Source organism: Gluconobacter kanchanaburiensis NBRC 103587 (assembly GCF_007988905.1).
Taxonomy (GTDB): Bacteria; Pseudomonadota; Alphaproteobacteria; order Acetobacterales; family Acetobacteraceae; genus Gluconobacter; species Gluconobacter kanchanaburiensis.
In genome coordinates this window covers 40,504-60,281 of sequence record NZ_BJVA01000017.1, presented here as the reverse complement: position 1 = coordinate 60,281, position 19,778 = coordinate 40,504, and the positions used below count along the sequence as shown (strand labels likewise).

20 protein-coding genes and 1 tRNA gene are annotated in these 19,778 nt (G+C 61.6%); 10 read left to right on the top strand and 11 right to left on the bottom strand.

All coding sequences use genetic code 11. The features are described 5' to 3' along the window. Window positions 1–74 precede the first annotated feature (74 nt). The 7 genes from GKA01_RS11700 to hisB form a co-directional block, all read right to left on the bottom strand. A tRNA-Glu gene (locus tag GKA01_RS11700) sits at window positions 75–150 on the bottom strand. Between the two features lie 48 nt (window positions 151–198). Then, the gene (locus tag GKA01_RS11695; protein ID WP_146863241.1) at window positions 199–567 is read right to left on the bottom strand and encodes a histidine triad nucleotide-binding protein; all 369 of its coding nucleotides are present in this window, start codon (window positions 565–567) and stop codon (window positions 199–201) included. Between the two features lie 14 nt (window positions 568–581). After that, window positions 582–983, bottom strand: coding sequence for a phosphoribosyl-ATP diphosphatase (locus GKA01_RS11690; protein ID WP_146863238.1), 402 nt, complete (start codon window positions 981–983; stop codon window positions 582–584). 4 nt (window positions 984–987) lie between these two features. Further along, window positions 988–1,749, bottom strand: coding sequence for an imidazole glycerol phosphate synthase subunit HisF (gene hisF / locus GKA01_RS11685; RefSeq protein WP_146863235.1), 762 nt, complete (start codon window positions 1,747–1,749; stop codon window positions 988–990). Beyond that, the gene (gene hisA, locus GKA01_RS11680) at window positions 1,743–3,107 is read right to left on the bottom strand and encodes a 1-(5-phosphoribosyl)-5-[(5-phosphoribosylamino)methylideneamino]imidazole-4-carboxamide isomerase (RefSeq protein ID WP_146863232.1); all 1,365 of its coding nucleotides are present in this window, start codon (window positions 3,105–3,107) and stop codon (window positions 1,743–1,745) included. The genes hisF and hisA overlap by 7 nt, the downstream gene beginning before the upstream one ends. Next, the gene (gene hisH / locus GKA01_RS11675; RefSeq protein WP_146863228.1) at window positions 3,095–3,733 is read right to left on the bottom strand and encodes an imidazole glycerol phosphate synthase subunit HisH; all 639 of its coding nucleotides are present in this window, start codon (window positions 3,731–3,733) and stop codon (window positions 3,095–3,097) included. Before hisH ends, hisA begins: the two co-directional genes overlap by 13 nt. Window positions 3,734–3,788: 55 nt before the next feature. Continuing rightward, the gene (hisB, locus tag GKA01_RS11670) at window positions 3,789–4,385 is read right to left on the bottom strand and encodes an imidazoleglycerol-phosphate dehydratase HisB (RefSeq protein ID WP_146863225.1); all 597 of its coding nucleotides are present in this window, start codon (window positions 4,383–4,385) and stop codon (window positions 3,789–3,791) included. 210 nt (window positions 4,386–4,595) lie between these two features. Between hisB and GKA01_RS11665 the strand changes: the two genes are divergently transcribed. Genes GKA01_RS11665 through GKA01_RS11655 form a run of 3 tightly spaced genes read left to right on the top strand, consistent with a single transcriptional unit; the run spans window position 4,596 to window position 7,441 of the window. Then, a complete protein-coding gene (locus tag GKA01_RS11665) occupies window positions 4,596–5,198 on the top strand; it encodes a nitroreductase family protein (RefSeq protein WP_146863222.1) in 603 nt (200 codons plus the stop codon). A gap of 4 nt (window positions 5,199–5,202) precedes the next feature. Continuing rightward, complete coding sequence (gene ubiM, locus GKA01_RS11660; RefSeq protein WP_146863219.1) at window positions 5,203–6,387, top strand: 5-demethoxyubiquinol-8 5-hydroxylase UbiM; 1,185 nt, start codon at window positions 5,203–5,205, stop codon at window positions 6,385–6,387. A gap of 40 nt (window positions 6,388–6,427) precedes the next feature. Continuing rightward, window positions 6,428–7,441, top strand: a complete 1,014-nt coding sequence (locus tag GKA01_RS11655) for a zinc-binding alcohol dehydrogenase family protein (protein ID WP_146863216.1) — start codon at window positions 6,428–6,430, stop codon at window positions 7,439–7,441. Between the two features lie 7 nt (window positions 7,442–7,448). Here GKA01_RS11655 and GKA01_RS11650 read toward each other — a convergent pair whose 3' ends face one another. The 3 genes from GKA01_RS11650 to GKA01_RS11640 all read right to left on the bottom strand — a co-directional run bounded on the left by GKA01_RS11650 (window position 7,449) and on the right by GKA01_RS11640 (window position 11,738). After that, complete coding sequence (locus tag GKA01_RS11650) at window positions 7,449–7,934, bottom strand: hypothetical protein (protein ID WP_146863213.1); 486 nt, start codon at window positions 7,932–7,934, stop codon at window positions 7,449–7,451. A 93-nt stretch (window positions 7,935–8,027) separates the two neighbouring features. Further along, window positions 8,028–10,454: a DUF3772 domain-containing protein gene (locus tag GKA01_RS11645; RefSeq protein WP_194265887.1), complete on the bottom strand. Its 2,427-nt coding sequence runs from the start codon at window positions 10,452–10,454 to the stop codon at window positions 8,028–8,030. Window positions 10,455–10,664: 210 nt separating this feature from the next. Beyond that, window positions 10,665–11,738 (bottom strand): quinone-dependent dihydroorotate dehydrogenase, encoded by a 1,074-nt coding sequence (locus GKA01_RS11640; RefSeq protein WP_146863210.1) that lies wholly within the window; start codon window positions 11,736–11,738, stop codon window positions 10,665–10,667. Between the two features lie 124 nt (window positions 11,739–11,862). Between GKA01_RS11640 and GKA01_RS11635 the strand changes: the two genes are divergently transcribed. Continuing rightward, window positions 11,863–12,150 (top strand): hypothetical protein, encoded by a 288-nt coding sequence (locus GKA01_RS11635; protein WP_167506368.1) that lies wholly within the window; start codon window positions 11,863–11,865, stop codon window positions 12,148–12,150. On the opposite strand, the gene GKA01_RS11630 is transcribed toward GKA01_RS11635, so the two are convergent. Continuing rightward, the gene (locus tag GKA01_RS11630) at window positions 12,098–12,346 is read right to left on the bottom strand and encodes a hypothetical protein (RefSeq protein WP_146863204.1); all 249 of its coding nucleotides are present in this window, start codon (window positions 12,344–12,346) and stop codon (window positions 12,098–12,100) included. The genes GKA01_RS11635 and GKA01_RS11630 overlap by 53 nt on opposite strands. A 113-nt stretch (window positions 12,347–12,459) precedes the next feature. Between GKA01_RS11630 and dusB the strand changes: the two genes are divergently transcribed. The 6 genes from dusB to hflX all read left to right on the top strand — a co-directional run bounded on the left by dusB (window position 12,460) and on the right by hflX (window position 19,777). Beyond that, window positions 12,460–13,566: a tRNA dihydrouridine synthase DusB gene (gene dusB / locus GKA01_RS11625; RefSeq protein ID WP_146863201.1), complete on the top strand. Its 1,107-nt coding sequence runs from the start codon at window positions 12,460–12,462 to the stop codon at window positions 13,564–13,566. Window positions 13,567–13,623: 57 nt separating this feature from the next. Then, window positions 13,624–14,367 carry a sigma 54-interacting transcriptional regulator gene (locus tag GKA01_RS11620; RefSeq protein WP_146863198.1) on the top strand — a complete coding sequence of 248 codons (744 nt, stop codon included), beginning with the start codon at window positions 13,624–13,626 and terminating at the stop codon, window positions 14,365–14,367. Continuing rightward, window positions 14,364–16,763: a sensor histidine kinase NtrY-like gene (locus tag GKA01_RS11615; protein WP_146863195.1), complete on the top strand. Its 2,400-nt coding sequence runs from the start codon at window positions 14,364–14,366 to the stop codon at window positions 16,761–16,763. The genes GKA01_RS11620 and GKA01_RS11615 overlap by 4 nt, the downstream gene beginning before the upstream one ends. Continuing rightward, window positions 16,753–18,165, top strand: a complete 1,413-nt coding sequence (gene ntrX, locus GKA01_RS11610; protein ID WP_146863192.1) for a nitrogen assimilation response regulator NtrX — start codon at window positions 16,753–16,755, stop codon at window positions 18,163–18,165. Before GKA01_RS11615 ends, ntrX begins: the two co-directional genes overlap by 11 nt. Window positions 18,166–18,227: 62 nt before the next feature. After that, window positions 18,228–18,467 (top strand): RNA chaperone Hfq, encoded by a 240-nt coding sequence (hfq, locus tag GKA01_RS11605; RefSeq protein ID WP_228120049.1) that lies wholly within the window; start codon window positions 18,228–18,230, stop codon window positions 18,465–18,467. Then, window positions 18,464–19,777, top strand: a complete 1,314-nt coding sequence (gene hflX / locus GKA01_RS11600; RefSeq protein ID WP_146863186.1) for a GTPase HflX — start codon at window positions 18,464–18,466, stop codon at window positions 19,775–19,777. The genes hfq and hflX overlap by 4 nt, the downstream gene beginning before the upstream one ends. Window position 19,778: the final 1 nt, after the last annotated feature.

Here is a 19,778-nt window from a genome sequence, read left to right as displayed (position 1 = left end):
AAAATCGCTACTTAATTTTTGGATGGAATCGGGCAATTTGCCAGTAAGCCACTGATAACATTGCCAAATAAAATTGGCGTCCCATAGGGGATTCGAACCCCTGTTGCCGCCGTGAGAGGGCGGTGTCCTAGGCCTCTAGACGAATGGGACGAGGCGAGGGGCTTGATAGTCGGCCCCTAAGGTCTTGGCAAGTAGTATTTAGGAAGTTTTTTGTGTCAGCAGGGAGCCGAGAGTTCTACCGCCGAACAGATGGACATGAAAATGAGGGACTTCCTGGCCGGAATTGGGACCGGAGTTGCTGATGAGGCGAAAGCCTTCCTGTGTCAGGCCCTGTGCTTCGGCGATTTTTGAGACGGCGCGCCAGAAGCCTGTAATTTCTTCGGGGGAGGCAATGGCACCGAAATCCGCGATGGAGACGTAAGGGCCTTTGGGGATGACCAGAACGTGGATCGGAGCCTGGGGAGCGATGTCGTGGAAGGCGAGGGCGTAATCGTCTTCATAGATCGTGCGTGCAGGAATTTCCCTGCGCAGAATGCGTGCGAAAATATTGCCTGGATCGTAGACCATGGACAGCTTCCTGTTTAACCGAGCTTTTCTTTGGGGCGGGAGGCTTTTTCGACGATGCCGCTCGTGCCTTCGCGGCGCTTAAGCTCCGCCCAGACATCCTCCGGCGATACGCCTGCATCTACCCACATGACGATCAGATGATAAAGCACGTCCGCACTTTCGCCGATCAGTTCCTTGCGGTTGCCGTTGACGGCTTCGATCAGGCATTCGACGGCTTCTTCGCCGAATTTCTGGGCAATCTTGTTGCGCCCCCGGGACATCAGGCGTGCCGAGTGGCTGAGTGCGGGGTCGGTTCCACGGCGCGACAGGACCGTATCGTAAAGGCGCTGAAGAACGTGTTCCTGCAGAAGATCGGATTTTTTGTCGTCCTGCTGCTTCGAAGGCTTTGGCGCCGGTTTGGTCGCGGGTTTTCCCATGCTCTTATTCTCCCAGCCTGACCGGCAGGCCGGCCTTGTTCAGCGCGTTCTTGACTTCATCGATACGAAACTGGCCGAAGTGGAACACACTTGCCGCCAGAAGACCACTTGCGCCGACTTCAGCGCCCTCCACGAAATGGTGCAATTCGCCAACGCCGCCTGAGGCCACGACGGGAACAGTCACTGCGGCGCAGACCGCGCGCAGGAGGTCCAGATCAAAGCCGGCGCGGGTCCCGTCGCGATCCATGCTGGTGAGCAGAATTTCGCCCGCTCCCAGGTCCTGCATTTTTCGCACCCACTCCACGGCGTCCAGACCTGTGGGCTCGCGCCCCCCTTTGGCATAGACTTCCCATCCGCCCTGATTGTTTGAACGGGCGTCGATAGCCACGACGACGCACTGGCTGCCAAAGCGCTCGGAGGCTTCGCGGATCAGATCCGGGTTCCTGATCGCCGCGGAGTTGACGGCGCATTTATCGGCCCCTGCAAGAAGCAGACGGCGCATATCCTCGCAGGTGCGGACGCCACCTCCAACAGTCAGGGGCAGGCAGATGGCTTCGGCCGTGCGGCGGACCACGTCGAGGATGGTATCCCGGTTCTCCACGCTTGCTGTGATGTCGAGGAAGGTGAGTTCGTCAGCCCCGGCAGCGTCGTAGAGTTTGGCCTGTTCGACAGGATCGCCCGCATCGCGCAGGGAGACGAAGTTTACGCCTTTGACGACGCGACCATCCTTGACGTCCAGGCAGGGGATGACGCGGAGTTTCAGCATGATCCGAGAACGTCCAGAGCGTCTTTGAGCGCGATGCGACCATCATAAAGCGCGCGGCCGACAATGGCGCCCGAAATGCCCGGAACCTTGCGCGCCACGTCGCGCAGGGCCTTCAGATGATCCAGGCTGCCGACGCCGCCGCTTGCAATGACAGGAATGGACAAACGGCGCGCCATGTCAGCCGTCTGTTCCAGATCCAGCCCGGCCAGCATACCGTCACGGGTGATTTCTGTGAAGATCACAGCGGCTACGCCGGCATCTTCCATGCGCAGAGCCAGATCATTGGCTTCAAGCTCCGAGACTTCGGCCCAGCCTTCGGTCGCTACACGGCCCTGACGCGCATCGATGCCTGCAACAATTCTGCTGGGGAACGCACGCGCGGCCTGACGGACCAATTCAGGGTCCTTGACCGCGACGGAGCCCAGAATGACGCGTGAGACACCTGCTTCAAGCCAGCGTTCGATGGCAGCCATATCGCGGATGCCGCCGCCGAGTTGTACGGGAAGGCTTGTGGCTTTCACAATGGATTCAATGGCCGGAATATTCGTGGAGCGGCCTGCAAACGCTCCATTCAGATCCACGACGTGAAGGTGACGGCATCCGGCTTCCGCAAACAGACGGGCCTGTGCGGCAGGATCGTCGGAGTAATGGGTTGCATCCTCCATTTCCCCACGACGCAGGCGAACGCAGGCTCCGTCCTTGAGATCGATAGCTGGATAAAGCGTCAGACCATGGGCAGAGGAGGAGGCAGTATCATGCGATGAGGCAGACGAAGGACCGCTAGCATCGGGCATCGCAACGCTGGACTGCCAACGTGCGGCCTCATCGTCATTTGCCAGAAGTTTCGAGAGAAAAATTCCGCGCACCGTCTGCCCTCCGATCCGTGCATAATAAGGATGGGTTCCCCAGTGTCCGAACCCGAACGACCGGAAAAGCCCGATAGCGGCCACATGCGTTTCGCGGATGTCACAGTTGACGACCTTGCAGCCGATGGCCTTCGCGCCTCTGAGCATCGCTTCGAGAAGCGCGCGTCCCAGACCGCGGCCCCGCGCGTAGGGTGCTACGAAAAAGCCGGTCAGGTTGGCGGTTGCTGCATGTGCTTCATAACTGGCGGGCGGTCGGACGAGCTGCCCGGCCCCACAGATGACGCCATTGTCGCGCACGATATAGAGGCTGCGTTCAGGGACCAGCAGGAGGCCTTCAAAATAGCGTTCCAGCGCCTGATGACCGGGAGGTTGAACCCATCCGAAGCCCCCTCCGTCCAGAATTCCGGCCGAGGTAGCCTCGATCAGCGCATCCATATCCTCGGGCGAGAGGGATGAGACAACCCGTTCGCAGGTGATGGTCATGAGGTCCATCGCAGGAAATTGCCGAGGATCGTTAGGCCGACATCCTGGCTTTTTTCGACATGGAACTGTGTTCCGCAGCGATTGCCCCTGGCCACGATGGCCGGAACCCGCGTCCCATAATGTGCAGTCGCTACCAGATCGCTTTCCGCGCCATCGTGAAGCGCATAGGAATGAACGAAATAGCCGTGATTGCCAGGTGTCAGGCCATCCGTCAGGAGATGCGCACCGGGAACGAAATCCAGCGTGTTCCAGCCCATATGAGGCAGACGCAGACCCGCATCCGCCGCCTCGTTCATGCGGCGAATATTGCCCGAAATCCAGCCCAGCCCCTCGGTGCGGCCATGTTCGAGGCCATAGTCACACATAAGCTGCATTCCGACGCAGATCCCGAGGAACGGCGTGCCGCTCGCGGTTGCTGTGTCGAGCATGCCGCGCAGTTCGGGCCCGAGGCCCTGAGCGCAGTCCGCAAAGGCCCCCTGTCCGGGCAGGATCAGGCGGTCGGCCGTCCGGATGTCATTGGCGTCACGGGAAATGACGACCTCGGCCTCGATCCCCTTGCGGATCGCAGCCTTGCGTGCTGCCTGCGCGGCCGAAGCAAGATTGCCTCCATTGTAGTCGATTACGACAATACGCATGGGACCTCCGGAATGCTGTAACAGCCCGAATCTGGCTGGCTGAAACTGCGGGCGCTCACAGGACGCCTTTGGTAGAGGGAATGACCCCTGCAAGACGGGGATCGTGAGAGACGGCAACCTTCAGCGCGCGGGCGACGGCCTTGAAACCACTTTCGGCAATGTGATGCGCGTTGGTTCCGGCCTTGCAGGTCAGATGCAGGGCAATATGGGCAGACATGGCGAAGGCCCGGAAGAACTCCTCGAACAGTTCCGTATCCATCGTGCCGATCTTTTCGCGGGGAAAGACGACGTTCCAGGCCAGGTAGGGACGACCGGAAATATCCACCACCGCCTCGCACAGAGCTTCATCCAGCGGGACGAGAGCATGACCGAAACGCTCGATGCCGCGCTTGTCGCCAATGGCCTGGCGGAAGGCCTGTCCGAAGACGATTCCCACATCCTCGACAGTATGGTGACCGTCGATATGCAGGTCCCCTACCGCTTTCAGCTCCAGATCGAAGCCGCCATGTTTGGCCAGCGCTGTCAGCATATGGTCGAAAAAACCGATGCCGCTGTCCACGTCCGAGCGGCCGTGGCCGTCAAGCGTGAGGGCAAGCGTGATATCGGTTTCGCTGGTTGCGCGATGCAGGCGGGCGTGACGGATTTCGTTCATGAACTTCCTGCTACACTACAGTGGTGCGGATTTCCACGCTCCGCGGCGAACATGGCTGTAAAAACCTGAGTTGGCCCGCAGGAAAAGCCATGCCTGGGAAGATGCCGAAGCGTATCGACCGTCCTGAATTGTCCTCACTATTTCTTGAGATGTGCCGGGACGGGAAATTGCCCTTGGCGGGGCGGGGAGAAGGGGCCATATTTCCGGACTATGGCACATCATCATTCCCCCCTCGACGTCCTTCTCTCCCGCGCCTCGACGGACCATCTCGTCGAGCCGCCGCCTAAGGGGGATGAACTCCGGACCATTCTGTCGGCCGGCCTGCGGGCCCCCGATCATGGAAAGATGCGCCCCTGGCGCTATACCGTCATCAAGGGCAAGCACCGGGAGGCCTTTGCCGATCTCGTCGTGGAGGCGATGGGACGGCAGGAGCCGGATGCGCCTGCTGCCAAGAAGACCAAGCGACACCAGCGTTTCTCCAGTATGCCGATGATTGTCGCGCTGGGCATGCATCTGCGTCCGGAAGGCAAGATCCCTGTTATCGAACAGGAAATGGCAGTTGCCGCGGGAGCGATGAATGTTCTCAATGCCCTTCATGCTGCTGGATTTGGCGGAATGTGGGTGACTGGTCCCTTCTGCGAGGATCGTGCCCTGCTTGAGGCTCTGGGTCTGCCCGAGCCCCATCGTCTTGCGGGGTTCTTGTTTGTGGGAACGCCTGCCAAACATTCTGACGAACGCAAGCGTCCCGAAATCGATGACTATATGGCGGTGTGGAAGGGAGAGCCCGTAAAATTTCCCGCAGATGCCGGCTGATCGGATGCGTTACGACGTTATTGTTGCCGGAGGTGGCCCGGTCGGTCTGGCCTGCGCCATTTCTCTTGGACGGGCCGGCCGGAAGGTCTGTATTGTCGAGCGCTCTCCCGCAGCCGTACTGGCCGACGCGCCTTTTGACGGGCGTGAGATCGCACTGGCGCACCATGCATCCGAGTGGCTCCGGTCGATCGGGGCATGGGAGGAAATCCCGGCGGGCAGCATCTGTCCGATGCATACCGCCCGGATCGAGACCGGCAAGGCCGGGAATCCCCCCCTTCTTTTCGATGCGCCTGCGGACGGCCCGGATGCTCTCGGTCATATGGTCGCGAACCATCTGATCCGTCGCGCCCTTTATCGGGTGGCGCAGCGGACGCCAGGCGTGGAGATCCGGGCCGGCGAAGGCATTGCCAGTTCGTGGCATGATGCCCGGTCGGCAGGGGTTGTGCTGGCGAACGGGGAGCGTCTGGAAGCGGACCTGCTGGTCGCGGCGGACGGGCGTTTCTCGCGCCTGCGCAAAGAAGCCGGAATTGGGGCGATTGTTCATGACTTTCAGCGGAACATCATGGTCTGCCGGATGCGCCATCCTGAGCCTCATGCCAATACCGCGCTCCAGTGGTTCGACGAAGGGCAGACGATCGCTCTTCTTCCCGTCGCTCCTGACGACCGCCCGGGCTCGTGTTCATCGCTGGTCCTGACGCTCGAACCCGAAGAAATCGCACGTCTTCAGGCGCTGGACGGGCGGGCTTTCAGTGAAGACATCACGGCCCGGACGCAGGGGCGAATGGGACAGATGACCCTGGAAAGTGCCCGCTGCGTCTATCCGCTCAAGGCTGTCTATGCCCACAGGTTCCAGGCGCAGCGTCTGGCGCTGATCGGCGATGCGGCCGTGGGGATGCATCCCATCACGGCTCACGGATTCAATCTCGGGCTCAAGGGGCAGGAGGTTCTGGCGCGTGCCATTGCTGACGGCCCGGGAGACGCGGGAGACCCGTCGGTCCTGTCGCGTTTCGAGAGGACGCACCGCCTGGCGACAGCGCCGCTCTTTGCGGCCACCAATGCAATCGCAACCGTTTATACCCGCGACGAGACGCCATTCCTGATGGCGCGCCGGGCGGGTCTGGCACTGGCCAACCGGCTTCTGCCCTTCAAGGCAGCGGTGACGAACATGCTGATGGATCGTCACGGCTGAGCCACTCTGCTGCGACATTCCGGACTGAAGGATCATTCTTATGAAAGCTTTCGGACACAGGCGTGCCACGCGGATGGACGAGGCGGACGCTCTGGTGGAACTGGATATTCCGACGCCTGTGCCCGGACCGCGCGATGTCGTTGTTGAAATCCGGGCTGTTTCGGTCAATCCGGTCGATACGAAACTACGGTCGATGGACCCGCCGGACAACGAGCCTCGTGTTCTGGGATATGATGCCGTCGGGACCGTCGTTGCAACGGGAGGACAGGTGCGGGGCTTCCGCGCCGGGGATCGGGTCTTCTATGCAGGCAGTGCCCAGCGTCAGGGCAGCGATGCGCGGTTTCAGGCCGTTGATGAGCGCCTGATCGCATTAGCTCCGAAGACGCTTTCGGATGCAGAAGCCGCCGCGTTGCCCCTGACGTCCCTGACCGCTTGGGAACTGCTGTTCGACCGGCTGGGGGTTACGCTGGGCCAGATGGAAAATCCGGATGCGATCCTGATTGTCGGCGGGGCAGGAGGCGTAGGCTCGATCCTGACCCAGATTGCCCGTCGTCTGACGGGGCTGACCGTTATCGCCACCGCGTCCCGTCCCGAAACGATAGCGTGGTGCCTCGAAATGGGTGCCCACCATATCATTGACCATCGCCGCCCGCTGGATCAGGAACTGGCGCGGATCGGACTTCCGCAGGTGCGTTATGTGGCAGGCCTGACAGCATCGGGCGAACATCGGGATGCGATCGTCCGCTCTCTGGCGCCGCAGGGTGCGCTGGCGCTGATCGACGATCCCGGTGAGTTCGATATCATGCCGTTCAAGCGTAAATCGCTCTCCGTGCACTGGGAGTATATGTTCGCCCGTCCGATGTTCGAGACGCCGGACATGCAGGTTCAGGGCAGAATTTTGGGGCAGGTGGCGTCTCTGGTTGAGGCCGGGCTGCTGAAGACCACCCTGCATGACATGCTGGGCCCAATCACGATCGCCAACCTGCGCAGGGCGCATGAACTGCTTGAAAGCGGCCGTGGCATTGGAAAGGCCGTGCTCTGCGGTTTTGAATGACGGCCTGTCAGTTGAAATGGGCTCTCAGCAGCGGGGTGGACGAAATGCAGAGCATGATCAGTCCGAACAGCGCCATGACTTTGATAACGAAAAAACAGGCGTGCTGACGGGCCTCCGCACCGGTGGCCAGCATCATGAACGGGTCCGGATCGGGAAAACCGGTCCGGCTCCCGATCTGAACCAGTTCGAGTGCGCGCTGGCGGCTCGCGGCAGCCTGTGAGCGTCGGCGGACCATTTCCGTTCCGGAAATATCCGCTTTTTCATGCATCGCCGTGAGATAGAGTTCGAGATCCTCGCGGCGATAGGCGATTTTGCCATCCGGGGTCTGGGTCCGTGCCGGGCCTGTCCCAAGAACCGTCAGCAGTTTCATCCGCCGCTCCGGCAGCCCCAGATAAACCGCTGCTTCCGCCATGGAGAGCGTCCTTGAGCGCACCGGCAGGTGAAAGACCTGTCCGGCTATCTTTTCATCAGGAAACTGTGTCGGGGATGGCATCGGTCGGGATTCTGGCCTCTCTGAACAGTTTGACCTTAAGGACAGGACGGCCGGAAATCGAGCATTTCCCGGCGTCCTGTCCCGGAATTGTGATCAGGCTGTCGTAATAGCGATATCCTCGGCGTGGAAGCGGCGGAACACATCGAAAAGAATGGCATCCTGAACGCTGCCGCCATCGCGTGCTGAAGCAAGTGCGACGCTCAGGGTCATCGTCAGGCTGTCTCCGGCGATGGCGCTGACCCGGACCTTGGGAGACGGCGTGGCGAGTACCTCGTCCCGATGGGCCGCAACTTCCAGCAGCATGGCTTTCGCTTTTTCCGGATCAGTCGTCAGCGGGACCTGGAACGTCAGGGTCAGGGCGCCGGTCGCACCACTGAGCGTGGCGTTCTTGATGCTGGTCGTGATGAATTGGGAGTTCGGAACGATCATGGTCGAGCCGTCACTCAACCCGATATCGGTGGCGCGGATGCTGATGCGCTTGACGTCTCCGCGCGTGCCCGCGATCTCGACCATGTCTCCGACCCGGACGGGACGCTCCGCCATCAGGATCACGCCGGAGACAAAATTCTGTACGATGGATTGAAGGCCAAAGCCGATACCGACCGAGAGTGCGCTGACTACCCAGGTCAGGTTCTGCACGGACACACCGGCAATCGACAGAATGCCCAGTCCAACGATGATCCAGGAGCAGTAGGTAAAGATGCTCAGGATGGAGGTCCGGCTGCCGATATCCAGACGGGTGGTAGGGAAGAACCGGTCCCGGATCCACGAGCGTGTCTGACGGATCGCGTAATAGGCGACGACGAGCAGGACGATGGCGAGGACCACTGTGTCCAGTGAGATCTTCACACCGTGGATCGTGTTGCCGACGAACAGAAGCCAGAGACGGTTGGTGATGTCGGCGACGCTGAAGCTGCCATCCGTCTGGGCGATGGAAAACAGCAGCAGCAGGAGAAGGACGTTTCCCGCGCCCGAGAGAATGACCCCGATCTGGGACAGGCGGCGTTGGGTCAGGCCGAGCTGAACGAGGCGGCGGCTGAAAAATCCGCCCTCGGAGAACAGGCGCTCCAGCACATCGCGCCAGCACAGTCCCAGCAATGTAACGATGGCGACGCCCGTACCGAGGGAGAGCAGCCAGCCGTTGAGGGTGAACGCGAAGGCCACGTAACCCAGAAGGATCGAGATGACCGTTACCACGAGCAGAAGGCTGGAGACGCCTAGGGCGGAAGGGGCGAAGCCGCGGGTATCGTTCTGGTTGCCGAGTCTGCGGAACGTATCCACCGCGCAGGCGGCGACGCCGATCGAGAAAGCGATTTCAAGCAGGATCTGAAGTGTTTGGCCGAAAGCATCCTGAGCCTGAAAGGTGCGCAGGAGGTCGAGGAGAAGGATGCTGATCGCGAGGATCCAGTCCACGCCGTGCAGGGCTTTGCGCTCGCCGGGATTGCCCTGTGCGAGAACGCCCCTGCGTCCGAAGATCGGCAGCCCCGCGCCAATGATGAAGCCGCAGACCGGTACGGTTTCGCCGATTACGGCCGCGATCGGGCCTCCATCTTCGGGAAGGGCTGCGGCGGCCCAGATGAACCAGGCCAGAGTGGCGATCAGGGCTTCGAGTGCGCCATTCAGCGTGATGGCGATAATGCTGCCGGAGAGGGCTTCACGCACGCTGTCTTCCGTTGCCGTGCGGAAATGGGCGCCACAGCGTTTGAGAAGGCGAAGGATCAACGGCGAACTCACGCCGATGGCGGCGAAGGTGATGGCACATCCGATCAGGAGGTAAAGCCAGTCTGACAGGACGCCGCCTGCGTGCAGGGAATAACGGTTCTCGGCGCGTTCCGTCAGAAGGGTTCGCCAGAAACGCGGCGCCAGCGGCGAGACGGTGTGCTCGGACAGGGCGGCGTGCTGGAGTCGGGTGCGGCGGGCGTTGATGGCGGTGCCAAGCTGCTGGGCCTGAAGATTATACAGCTTGGCTCTCATCAGCGCCGACTTCACGGACTGGGAGTTCTGCTGCATCCGCTGACGCTGGGAGGTGACGGAGACATCCTCGTTGTCTGCGGCCTTGGGGCCGAGAATCTTCAGGAAGGATTCGATGATGCTGTCATAGGACTGGATCTGTGTGACGGCATCCTGCGTGTTCTGCTGGACCTTCTGGACCTGTGACGACAGGGCGTCGAGCTCACTGTTGCCGGTGGTCGCATCCTTGCGGTTCAGGATCGCGAAGACTTGGCGCAGGACTGTGGCATTATCGTCAAGCTGGCGGCTTATGGATGCGGATACCGCGCTCCAGCCCAACCCTGAGGTGGCCTGATCGGCAGGTGCGCCTTTCGACGCGTCTTTCGGGGCCTCTTTGGCGGGAGCGGTAGACGTCTGGGCAGCGGCCAGAGCGGGTGTACCGATACTGGAGAGGCCGGCACCGAGCAGCGTCAGAACAAGAAACAGAAAACCCGGCAGTGGTCCACGGACAGTCTCGGAGCGCGGTTTGTTGGGGTATGGAAAAGCGCGCGCGGCAGGCCGTGTGGTCATGCGAATTTATTCCGTTCAGTGGCTTGGTAAGGGGGCTTGATAGGGGATTCAACGAGCCCGGAGCGGAGAGGTTCGATTGCGTCGGGGTTTCCGGGGCTGCCGGAAAAAGGGCGCCTGGAAAAAAGGGCATCTGTCCCTCGGCGGGAAAGATGCCCTGAGATAAAGACGCCCCGCAAAAAGAAACCTTTGGAGATGAAAGGGCGGGAGGGATCAGTGCGGGCGATCGACGCCATGGGCATCGGCCACGGATTCGAACCCGTCCCGGCGCATGGCATCCAGAAGTTCCGTTTTCATCCGTGTGAGAATGCCGGGTCCCTGAAGAATGAAGGACGAATAGATCTGCACCATGTCCGCACCCAGACGGATGCGGGCGAGAATGTCCTCGCCGGTTTCGATGCCGCCACAGGAAATCAGCGCCAGACGCCCCCTGTTCAGACCGGAGACAATCCGCAGGACATCGCGTGACCGCGGGGCGAGCGGTCGGCCCGACAGGCCACCGATCTCACGGGCCGCGGGATCGCGCAGGCTGCCGGGACGGGCGATGGTGGTGTTGGTCAGGATAAGACCCTGCGCACCGCCTTCAATGGCGGCTTCGAGGATTGGTTCGTAGGAGCTGTCGTCCAGATCCGGGGCGAGCTTCACCAGGAGCGGAGGACGCTCGGGATTGCGCGCGTTGATCGCGGCCAGCAGTTCTTTCAGCATGTCGGCCGACTGGAGATCCCGCAGCCCCGGTGTGTTGGGCGAAGACAGGTTCATGGTGATGTAATCGGTATAGGGCCGGACTCGGGCCACAAGGTCCGGATAGTCCCGCAGCGGGTCAGAGCCGGTTTTGTTGATTCCGATATTTACCCCGAGCGGTACGGTTGCGCCCCGCATCCGGCCGTTGGGCATTGGACGATGCAGGCGGCCAAGGCGACGGCAGAAGCGGTCGACGCCACAGCCATTGAAACCCATGCGGTTAATGATCGCGCCATCCTCGACCAGCCGGAACAGGCGGGGGCCGGGATTGCCGGGCTGCGGGCGGGGGGTGACGGTCCCGGCCTCGATATGTCCGAAGCCCAGCTTTGCCAGCGGACGAATGGCCCGTGCGTCCTTGTCGAACCCGGCGGCAAGGCCGATCGGGTTGGGAAAGCGCAGGCCGAGCGTGCGTGTCGACAGGGCCGGGACGTCCTTGGCGGCTTGACCGCCGAGACCGAGGGCAAGGGAGTGAATGGCGAGTTCATGCGCCGTTTCGGTATCGAAGCGGTGCAGAAGCGGGGTGACGAGCGTTCCGAGATCGATCATGACTCGTTTCCTTACCCTAAACTGGAGGGCTATGCATCAGGTGGGGGATGGCTTGGCGTGCCTGAGTGAGGATGAACGGGGTTTTGTCTTGGCGGGCGGACGGGGACGCGATAGACGCGAAGACATGCCCAACGCCCCCGCAGTTGAATCCGTTCCTGAGTTCGTTCCGCAATCCGGCCTTCAGGCTGGCAGTGAATTTTATGACGAGCCCTATCTCGAGACATGCTGCCGCTCCACGCTGCACCGGCTTTTGCTGTGTGCGTCCGCGGGGCGTCCGACGGGTCTGAAGGACCAGCCTTGTCTGGAACGGTTGGAGCGACTGGGGCTTTCCGAACTGCGTGAGGACGGACGTTTCGTCATCACGCAGGACGGTCTGAAGCGGCATCGCTCGGAAATCGGCGCGACGGATTGACGTCAGGTTCGTCGAGAAACACCATATGGGCGTTGTCCTCGAACTCGACGTCGGTGCAGTTGGACATGTGCTGTGCCTCCCGGGACGGTCCTTCCGGCAACAGAAGACTACCCTTGCGTGCGATCAGGTAGCTGTGCCGCGGTTTTTCGTAGTGAATGCGGGTTCCGTCGCTGGGCGTGATGTGGGGTATGCTCATCTTCCTGGCGGGATGGCCTGAAGAGATGGAAAAATAGCGTACGGACCGGGGGCGGAGTTGCGTGCAAAGGAGCGTTTGCGCTTGCGGGACGTGACGGTTAAATTGGGCGGGCCATGACAGCTCCCTCTCCTTCTGACGTTTCCGAAACCGCGCCTCCGAACCGTGTTCTGCGACCCATTGATTTGGGGCAGGGCGTCGTGATCGAGGATCCGGTGATCCTGGCGCCCCTGTCGGGTGTCACGGATCTGCCGTTCCGTCAGCTCGCCCGCGATCTGGGGGCAGGGCTGGTCGTGTCGGAAATGATCGCGTCGTGGGCGATGATCCGTGAGAACGAAAACACCATGCGCATGGCCCGGATGGCCGAGCGTGGGCCGAACGCGGTCCAGCTTGCCGGGTGCGATCCTGAGGCGATGGCGCAGGCGGCGAAGATTTCGGCGGATGGGGGGGCGAACCTCATCGATATCAATTTCGGCTGTCCGGTGAAGAAGGTGGCGATCGGGCAGATGGCGGGTTCCGCGCTGATGCGGGACGAGGTTCTGGCTGGAAAGCTGTTGGAAGCTACCGTCCGCGCTGTGAATGTGCCGGTGACGCTCAAGATGCGTATGGGCTGGGACCATAACTCGCTGAATGCGCCGCGTCTGGCGAAGATCGCGGAAGAGAGTGGCATCCGGCTCGTAACCGTTCATGGCCGCACCCGGCAGATGTTCTATAATGGGACGGCGGACTGGCGTTTCGTGAAGACGGTGAAGGATGCGGTGTCGCTACCGGTTATCGTCAACGGGGACATCAATACCATCCGGGACGCGCGTGAAGCCCTGCATCAGTCCCAGGCCGACGGTGTCATGATCGGGCGCGGCTGTTATGGGCGGCCCTGGTTTACGGCTCAGGTCGCACAGTCCCTGCGGACGGGCGAGGATGTGCCGGACCCGGATCTGGCGACCGAAAAGGAAATCGCGCTGCGGCATTACCGGATGATGCTCGATCATTTTGGCGAACGGCCGGGGCTGCGTCTCGCGCGTAAGCATGTGTCCTGGTATTCCGCCGGGCTTCCGGGGTCGGCGACGTTCCGCTCCACGATCAATGGAGTGGAAAGTGCGGCCGAAGCGACGGGTCTGCTTGAAGCGTTTTATGACCGGCATATCGATGCAGGTGTCGTCCGTAACCGGGAAGCCGGGCCGGCGGGCAGCCTGAGTCGCGACGGCACCCGTGAAGCAGCCTGAGGCCGTGCGGGGAACCGTTGTTCTGAAGGTCTGTGATGTCTTTTTCCGGCATGGCTCATGACGGAGCAGCCTGCAACTGATGCTGCGACAGACTTGGCCGGGCATGGCTGTCATTCGGTGTTTCTGTACGGGGCTTCGCGTCTCGACAGGCAGGACGTGGCCCGGCGGCTGCACAGTCACAGTCCGCGCGCGAAGCAGCCGTTTGTGATTGCCGCGTTGACCGCCACGCCCCGCGCCCTTCGCGAGGCCGCCTTGTTTGGAAACGGTGAGGCAGGCTGGGTCCAGCAGGCTCAGGGCGGAACCCTGCTGCTGGATGAGATCGACTGTCTGTGCCCGCAGATGCAGGACCGTTTTACGGACTGGCTGGGACAGGAGAGTACAGATCTGCGCGTGATTGCTGGGAGTCGCCATGATCCGGCGCTGCTCCTGCGGCAGGGCGGGTTGATGCAAGGGCTGCATCAGTGGCTGGCGGCCCTGCCGGCCGGACAGCGTCTGGGGCCGGAGCGGATCAGTGCGGTCTGTCGTCTGGTCGCCGGCACGGGGAATACGCGTCCCAGGGGACTGGAGCGGGCGCTGGAGCGGCCTTTGTCCGAATATCTTGAGGGTGATCTGGAGAATACGGCCGGTGATCTTCATGCCTGTGTGGTGGGCGAAGTCGAGCGGCCGCTGATTACGATGGTCCTGCGCCGGACCTGCGGCAACCAGTTGCGTGCGGCAGCCATTCTCGGGGTGAATCGTAACACCCTGCGCAAACGCATCCGCGAACTGGATATCACGATCCCAAAAGGCATCGACGAGTGAGAATTCCGTCCCTGAGGCGCCTGTTCGCAAGGCTGACGAGCACCAACGGGGCGGTTCTTCTGACGGTTCTGGCCCTTGTGCTCGCCTTCGCCACCTTCGTTGTGCTGTCGGGCGGCATGTCTCTGGCGCACCGTCCGCAAGTCCAGGCGATCGTGTTCCTGCTCGACTTCATCATGCTCATGCTGATTGCGGCGGCGGCAGTGGTGCAGATCGGGCGCATGGTGGCCGAACGCCGGCTTGGTCTGGCGGGCGCGCGGCTGCATGTCCGGCTGATCACCCTCTTCGGCATCGTGGCGGTCGCGCCGACCATTGTTGTCGGCGCGGTGGCGACGCTGTTTTTCCATTATGGCGTGGAGATCTGGTTCTCCAACCGGGTGAACGATGCTCTGACTGAGGCGCGATCAGTCGCGGTCGGGTACCTGCAGGAGCATAACGATAACGCCCGGACAGAGGCGTTCGCGCTCGCGAATACCCTGATTACCGTTCAGAACGACGAGCTGTTTTCCCGCGGGACGGATCTGTTTCATGATCCGGCGCGTCTTCAGGAATTTCTGGACGATGAAGTTACCGAGCGCGGTCTGACGGATGCGGAGGTCTTCGATCCGCTGACCTACAAGGTGCTGGCGGTTGGCGGCCTTCTGGGTAGTGATGCGGATATGTCGACGGCGCCACCGTTGCCGCCCAAATCCGTTGTGGAACTGGCCCGGCATGGTGAGGCGGTGATCCTCGACCGTCCCGATCAGCGCAAGGTGCGCGCCGTGGTGGCACTGGGCGGGAATTCCGGGCTCATGCTCGTCATCACCCGTCCTGTCGATCCCGATGTGGTTGAACACATGCGCCGGACCGATGCGCTGGTGGCGGACTACCAGCGGCTGATCACCAATCGCGGCAAGACGCAGGTTCTGTTCGCGGTCATTTTCGCGCTGATGGGTCTGCTGGTGCTGGCTGTCGGGATGCTGACGGGACTGGCGCTGGCCAATCGCATTGCCAATCCGCTGGGTTTGCTCATTCTTGCCGCGCAGCGCATTTCGCGCGGGGATCTTGGCGTTCGTGTTCCGGTGCCGGACGACACCGGTCAGGACAAGGATGACGAAGTGACGGGTCTGTCCCGGGCGTTCAACAGTATGACCGATCAGCTTGAAAGCCAGCGTTCCGAGCTGATGCAGGCTTATGACCAGATCAACGAGCGTCGTCGCTTCACCGAAACTGTTCTCGCGGGTGTGTCTGCAGGTGTGATCGGGCTGGACAGGGCGCAGGTCATCGAACTGCCGAACCGGGCGGCGTCCATTGTGCTCCAGCGCGATCTCCAGCCCTCGATCGGCAGAAAAATGACGGATCGGGTGCCGGAGTTCTCATCTATTCTGGATGAGGCGCGTCTTGCGCCCGAGCGCGTTCATACGGCTGAAATCCAGGTCGATACCGATGGCGCGCAGCGTCCCGGCGGTCCAGGCGAGGGGGCGGGGGCAGGAGCGGGGCGCACGCTTCTCGTGCGGGTCGTGGCGGAACTGCGCGGACAGGATGTCGCGGGTTACGTCGTAACTTTCGATGACATCACGGATCTCCAATCCGCGCAGCGCAAGGCGGCCTGGGCGGATGTAGCGCGGCGCGTGGCTCATGAAATCAAGAATCCGCTGACGCCTATCCAGCTTGCGGCAGAGCGACTGAAGCGGCGCTTTCTCAAGGAAATCCAGTCCGATCCCGAGACCTATACGCAGCTTGTTGATACGATCGTGCGACAGGTTGGCGATATCGGACGGATGGTTGACGAGTTCTCCGCCTTCGCGCGGATGCCCCAGCCTGTCATGCAGCCGGAAGATTTTTCGCGGCTGTGCCGGGAGGCGCTTGTGTTGCAGCGCAATGCTCATCCCGAAATCGTGTTCGATACCTCCGGTCTGCCGCCGTCAGGGCCGCTGGTGCGGTGCGACAGGCGACTCATCGGCCAGGCCCTCACAAATCTGCTACAGAATGCAGCCGATGCGATCAGTATGACGGGCCGCGGAAAACCGGGGGAAAACCCGTCAGGGCAACCCGTGGGACAGGTAGTGCAGCCAATCGGACACATTGTGGTGGGCTTGCACATTCATGGCGGGCATGTCCTGCTAGACATAGAAGATGACGGGATCGGCCTGCCGACGGTGGAACGCCACCGGCTGACCGAGCCTTATGTAACCCACAAGGCGAAGGGCACCGGCCTCGGCCTTGCGATTGTCAAGAAGATCATGGAGGACCATTCCGGGATGCTTCAGCTCACTGATCGGGTACCAGACCAGTCCCCAGGCCTGCTGACCGGGCAGAAGGGAACGCGTGTCACCCTGTCCCTGCCGTTATGGGAGCAGGAGAGCCATGGGCCCGGCGGCACCGATCTCCAGACCACGAGGGCAGCAGATGGAACATGAGATCCTAATCGTCGATGACGAGCCGGACATCCGGTTTCTCATCGAGGGCATTCTGAACGACGAAGGCTATCGTACGCGGACCGCCGCCAATTCGGATCAGGCGCTCGAGCTTTTTCGCTCGCACCGTCCGTCGCTGGCGATTCTGGATATCTGGCTTCAGGGCTCGCGCCTTGACGGTATCGAACTGCTTAAGATTTTCCAGATGGAAGAGCCTGGGCTGCCGACACTCATGATTTCCGGTCACGGAACGATCGAGACGGCGGTGTCCAGCCTGAAACTCGGTGCATACGACTTCATCGAGAAGCCGTTCCAGTCGGACCGGCTTCTGGTCGTCGTGCGACGTGCGCTTGAAGCCGCGCGTCTGCGTCGGGAGAATGCGGAACTTCGTCTGCGGGCGGGACCGGAGACGACGCTGTCCGGAGAAGGGGCTGCCATTTCGGCGGTTCGCGCCCAGATCGAGCGTGTCGCCCCCACCAATTCGCGTGTGCTGATCAGTGGGCCTGCCGGATCGGGCAAGGAAGTGGCGGCCCGCATGATCCATGCGCGCTCGCGCCGGGCAGAGGGGCCGTTCATTGCGCTGAACTGTGCAACACTGGCCCCCAACCGTTTCGAGGAAGAGCTTTTTGGCCTTGAGGGTGAAGACGGCCAGCCGATGCGTCGGGGTGTGCTGGAAAGAGCGCACCGCGGCACGCTTCTGCTAGACGAGGTCGCCGACATGCCACCTGAAACGCAGGGCAAGATCGTGCGTGCGCTTCAGGACCAGACATTCGAGCGTCTGGGAGGCAATACGCGGGTGAAGGTGGATATCCGCGTTATCGCCACCACCAACCGCGATCTTCAGTCCGAAATTGCGGCACAGCGGTTCCGTGAGGATCTGTATTACCGTCTCGCGGTTGTGCCCCTGCGGATCCCGTCCCTGCGGGAGCGGCGGGAAGACATTCCGGGTCTGGCGCGGCATTTCCTCGAACGTTGTGCCCAGTCTTCCGGCCTTCCGGTCCGGGAGCTCTCCGTGGATGCGCTTGCGGCGCTGCAATCCTATGAGTGGCCAGGCAACGTGCGCGAACTGCGCAATCTGATGGAACGGCTGCTGATCATGATGCCGGGGACGGGGAACGATCCAATCCGGGCGGACATGCTGCCCGCCACGATCAGCCAGGGGGCGCCCTCGATGACGCGCCTCTCTTCTGGAGCGGATGTCATGAGTCTGCCGCTGCGTGAGGCACGGGACCTGTTCGAAACGCAGTATCTTCAGGTGCAGCTCATGCGGTTTGGCGGCAATATCAGCCGGACGGCCAGCTTCGTCTGCATGGAACGCAGCGCGCTGCATCGCAAGCTCAAGCAGCTTGGGGTCACCACGAATGACGAGCGTGCGGGTGGGCCTTCCACGCCGGTCAGTGGCTGAGTTCATGCGCCGTTTTTTTTCATTTCCTTCAGTCGACTGATAACAGCGTGACTTCAGAATCCTTGTCTTCCGTCGGACACCGGGCCGTGCAGGATGTCTTTCTCGATTATCTGCGCAGGACGGAAGCATCCGTCACCGTCTTTCTCGTCAATGGCGTGAAGCTTCAGGGCATTGTGGCGCAGTCCGATGCGCACACTCTTTTGCTGCGTCGTGACGGTCATGTGCAGCTTGTTTATAAACACGCCGTCAGCACCATCATGCCTGCTGCGCCAATGTCCCATTTTATGGAAGAAGAACTTTGAGCGGTTTCGAGACCAAAAAGCCTGCAACCAGGGCAGCAGTCATCCTGCCATGGGAGAAGTCGGGACCGCAGGAAGAAATTCGCGCAGCCGATGCGCGGCTTGAGGAAGCGGTCGGTCTGACCGCTTCGATCGGGCTCGTGGTGGTGCGTCAGGCGGCGATCCTGCTGCGGGCACGGCGCCCCTCGACCCTTCTGGGGAGTGGTCAGGTCGAGCAGCTTGCCGAGGCGGTCAAGCTGGATAACGTGGACGTGGTCGTTATCGATGCCCGCCTCTCGCCCGGTCAGCAGCGTAATCTCGAAAAAGCTCTGGGCTGCAAGGTCGTAGACCGGACCGGCCTGATCCTTGATATTTTCGGCGCGCGTGCTGCAACCCGTGAAGGTGTGCTCCAGGTTGAGCTGGCGCATCTGGAGTATCAGCGCTCGCGGCTCGTGCGGCTGTGGACCCATCTTGAGCGTCAGCGCGGCGGCTTCGGCTTTCTTGGCGGTCCGGGCGAGACGCAGATGGAGGCGGATCGCCGGATGCTGGCCGAGCGGATCGGCAAGATCAAAAAAGAGCTGGAACAGGTACGCCGGACGCGAGGATTGCATCGTGAATCCCGTAAGCGCGTACCGTTCCCGGTCGTGGCGCTTGTGGGATATACCAATGCAGGAAAATCCACGCTGTTCAATGCCCTGACGGGGGCGTCTGTCCATGCACAGGATCAGCTTTTCGCTACGCTGGACCCGACAATGCGTGGTCTGCGCCTGCCGTCGGGGCGCAATGTGATTCTGTCCGACACGGTTGGATTTATCAGTGAACTGCCGACCGAACTGATTGCGGCTTTCCGGGCGACGCTTGAAGAAGTGGCGCAGGCGGACGTGATCTTGCATGTTCGGGATATTTCGCATCCTGACAGTGCGGCCCAGCGGGCCGATGTTCTGAACGTGCTCGACGGTATGGTGCGGGACGGGATGCTCGATTCACACTGGTCCGACCGGACCGTTGAAGTGCTGAACAAGGCCGATCTGGTCGGGGGCGTCGAAGCGGTGCCGCGGCGAGAGAACGCGATTGCGATTTCTGCGATTACGGGCGAAGGGCTGCCGGATCTTTTCGAAATTCTGGATCAGTACCTGACGCGTTCGATGAAATCCGTCGATGTGCGTCTGGCGATCACGGACGGTGCGGCTCTGGCCTGGCTCTATCAGCATGGTGAAGTGACCGGACGGACGGATCTCGAGGATGGGATGGATGTTCAGGTCCGTCTGTTCTCGGCAGATCTTGAGCGGTTCGAACTGCTATATCCAGACCGTCTCCTGCCTTACGAAAGCTGAC

Coding starts and splice junctions, on each gene's coding strand:
- hisH (WP_146863228.1), bottom strand. CDS start 3,733: ATGCGTATTGTCGTAATCGACTACAATGGAGGCAATCTTGCTTCGGCC.
- GKA01_RS11650 (WP_146863213.1), bottom strand. CDS start 7,934: ATGCCATCCCCGACACAGTTTCCTGATGAAAAGATAGCCGGACAGGTC.
- ntrX (WP_146863192.1), top strand. CDS start 16,753: ATGGAACATGAGATCCTAATCGTCGATGACGAGCCGGACATCCGGTTT.
- GKA01_RS11630 (WP_146863204.1), bottom strand. CDS start 12,346: ATGAGCATACCCCACATCACGCCCAGCGACGGAACCCGCATTCACTAC.
- GKA01_RS11695 (WP_146863241.1), bottom strand. CDS start 567: ATGGTCTACGATCCAGGCAATATTTTCGCACGCATTCTGCGCAGGGAA.
- GKA01_RS11640 (WP_146863210.1), bottom strand. CDS start 11,738: ATGATCGATCTCGGAACGCTCGTCACCCCGCTTCTGCACCGCTTCGAT.
- ubiM (WP_146863219.1), top strand. CDS start 5,203: ATGCGTTACGACGTTATTGTTGCCGGAGGTGGCCCGGTCGGTCTGGCC.
- GKA01_RS11620 (WP_146863198.1), top strand. CDS start 13,624: ATGACGGAGCAGCCTGCAACTGATGCTGCGACAGACTTGGCCGGGCAT.
- hisA (WP_146863232.1), bottom strand. CDS start 3,107: ATGGACCTCATGACCATCACCTGCGAACGGGTTGTCTCATCCCTCTCG.
- hisF (WP_146863235.1), bottom strand. CDS start 1,749: ATGCTGAAACTCCGCGTCATCCCCTGCCTGGACGTCAAGGATGGTCGC.
- GKA01_RS11655 (WP_146863216.1), top strand. CDS start 6,428: ATGAAAGCTTTCGGACACAGGCGTGCCACGCGGATGGACGAGGCGGAC.
- GKA01_RS11665 (WP_146863222.1), top strand. CDS start 4,596: ATGGCACATCATCATTCCCCCCTCGACGTCCTTCTCTCCCGCGCCTCG.
- GKA01_RS11635 (WP_167506368.1), top strand. CDS start 11,863: ATGCCCAACGCCCCCGCAGTTGAATCCGTTCCTGAGTTCGTTCCGCAA.
- GKA01_RS11690 (WP_146863238.1), bottom strand. CDS start 983: ATGGGAAAACCCGCGACCAAACCGGCGCCAAAGCCTTCGAAGCAGCAG.
- dusB (WP_146863201.1), top strand. CDS start 12,460: ATGACAGCTCCCTCTCCTTCTGACGTTTCCGAAACCGCGCCTCCGAAC.
- hisB (WP_146863225.1), bottom strand. CDS start 4,385: ATGAACGAAATCCGTCACGCCCGCCTGCATCGCGCAACCAGCGAAACC.
- GKA01_RS11645 (WP_194265887.1), bottom strand. CDS start 10,454: ATGACCACACGGCCTGCCGCGCGCGCTTTTCCATACCCCAACAAACCG.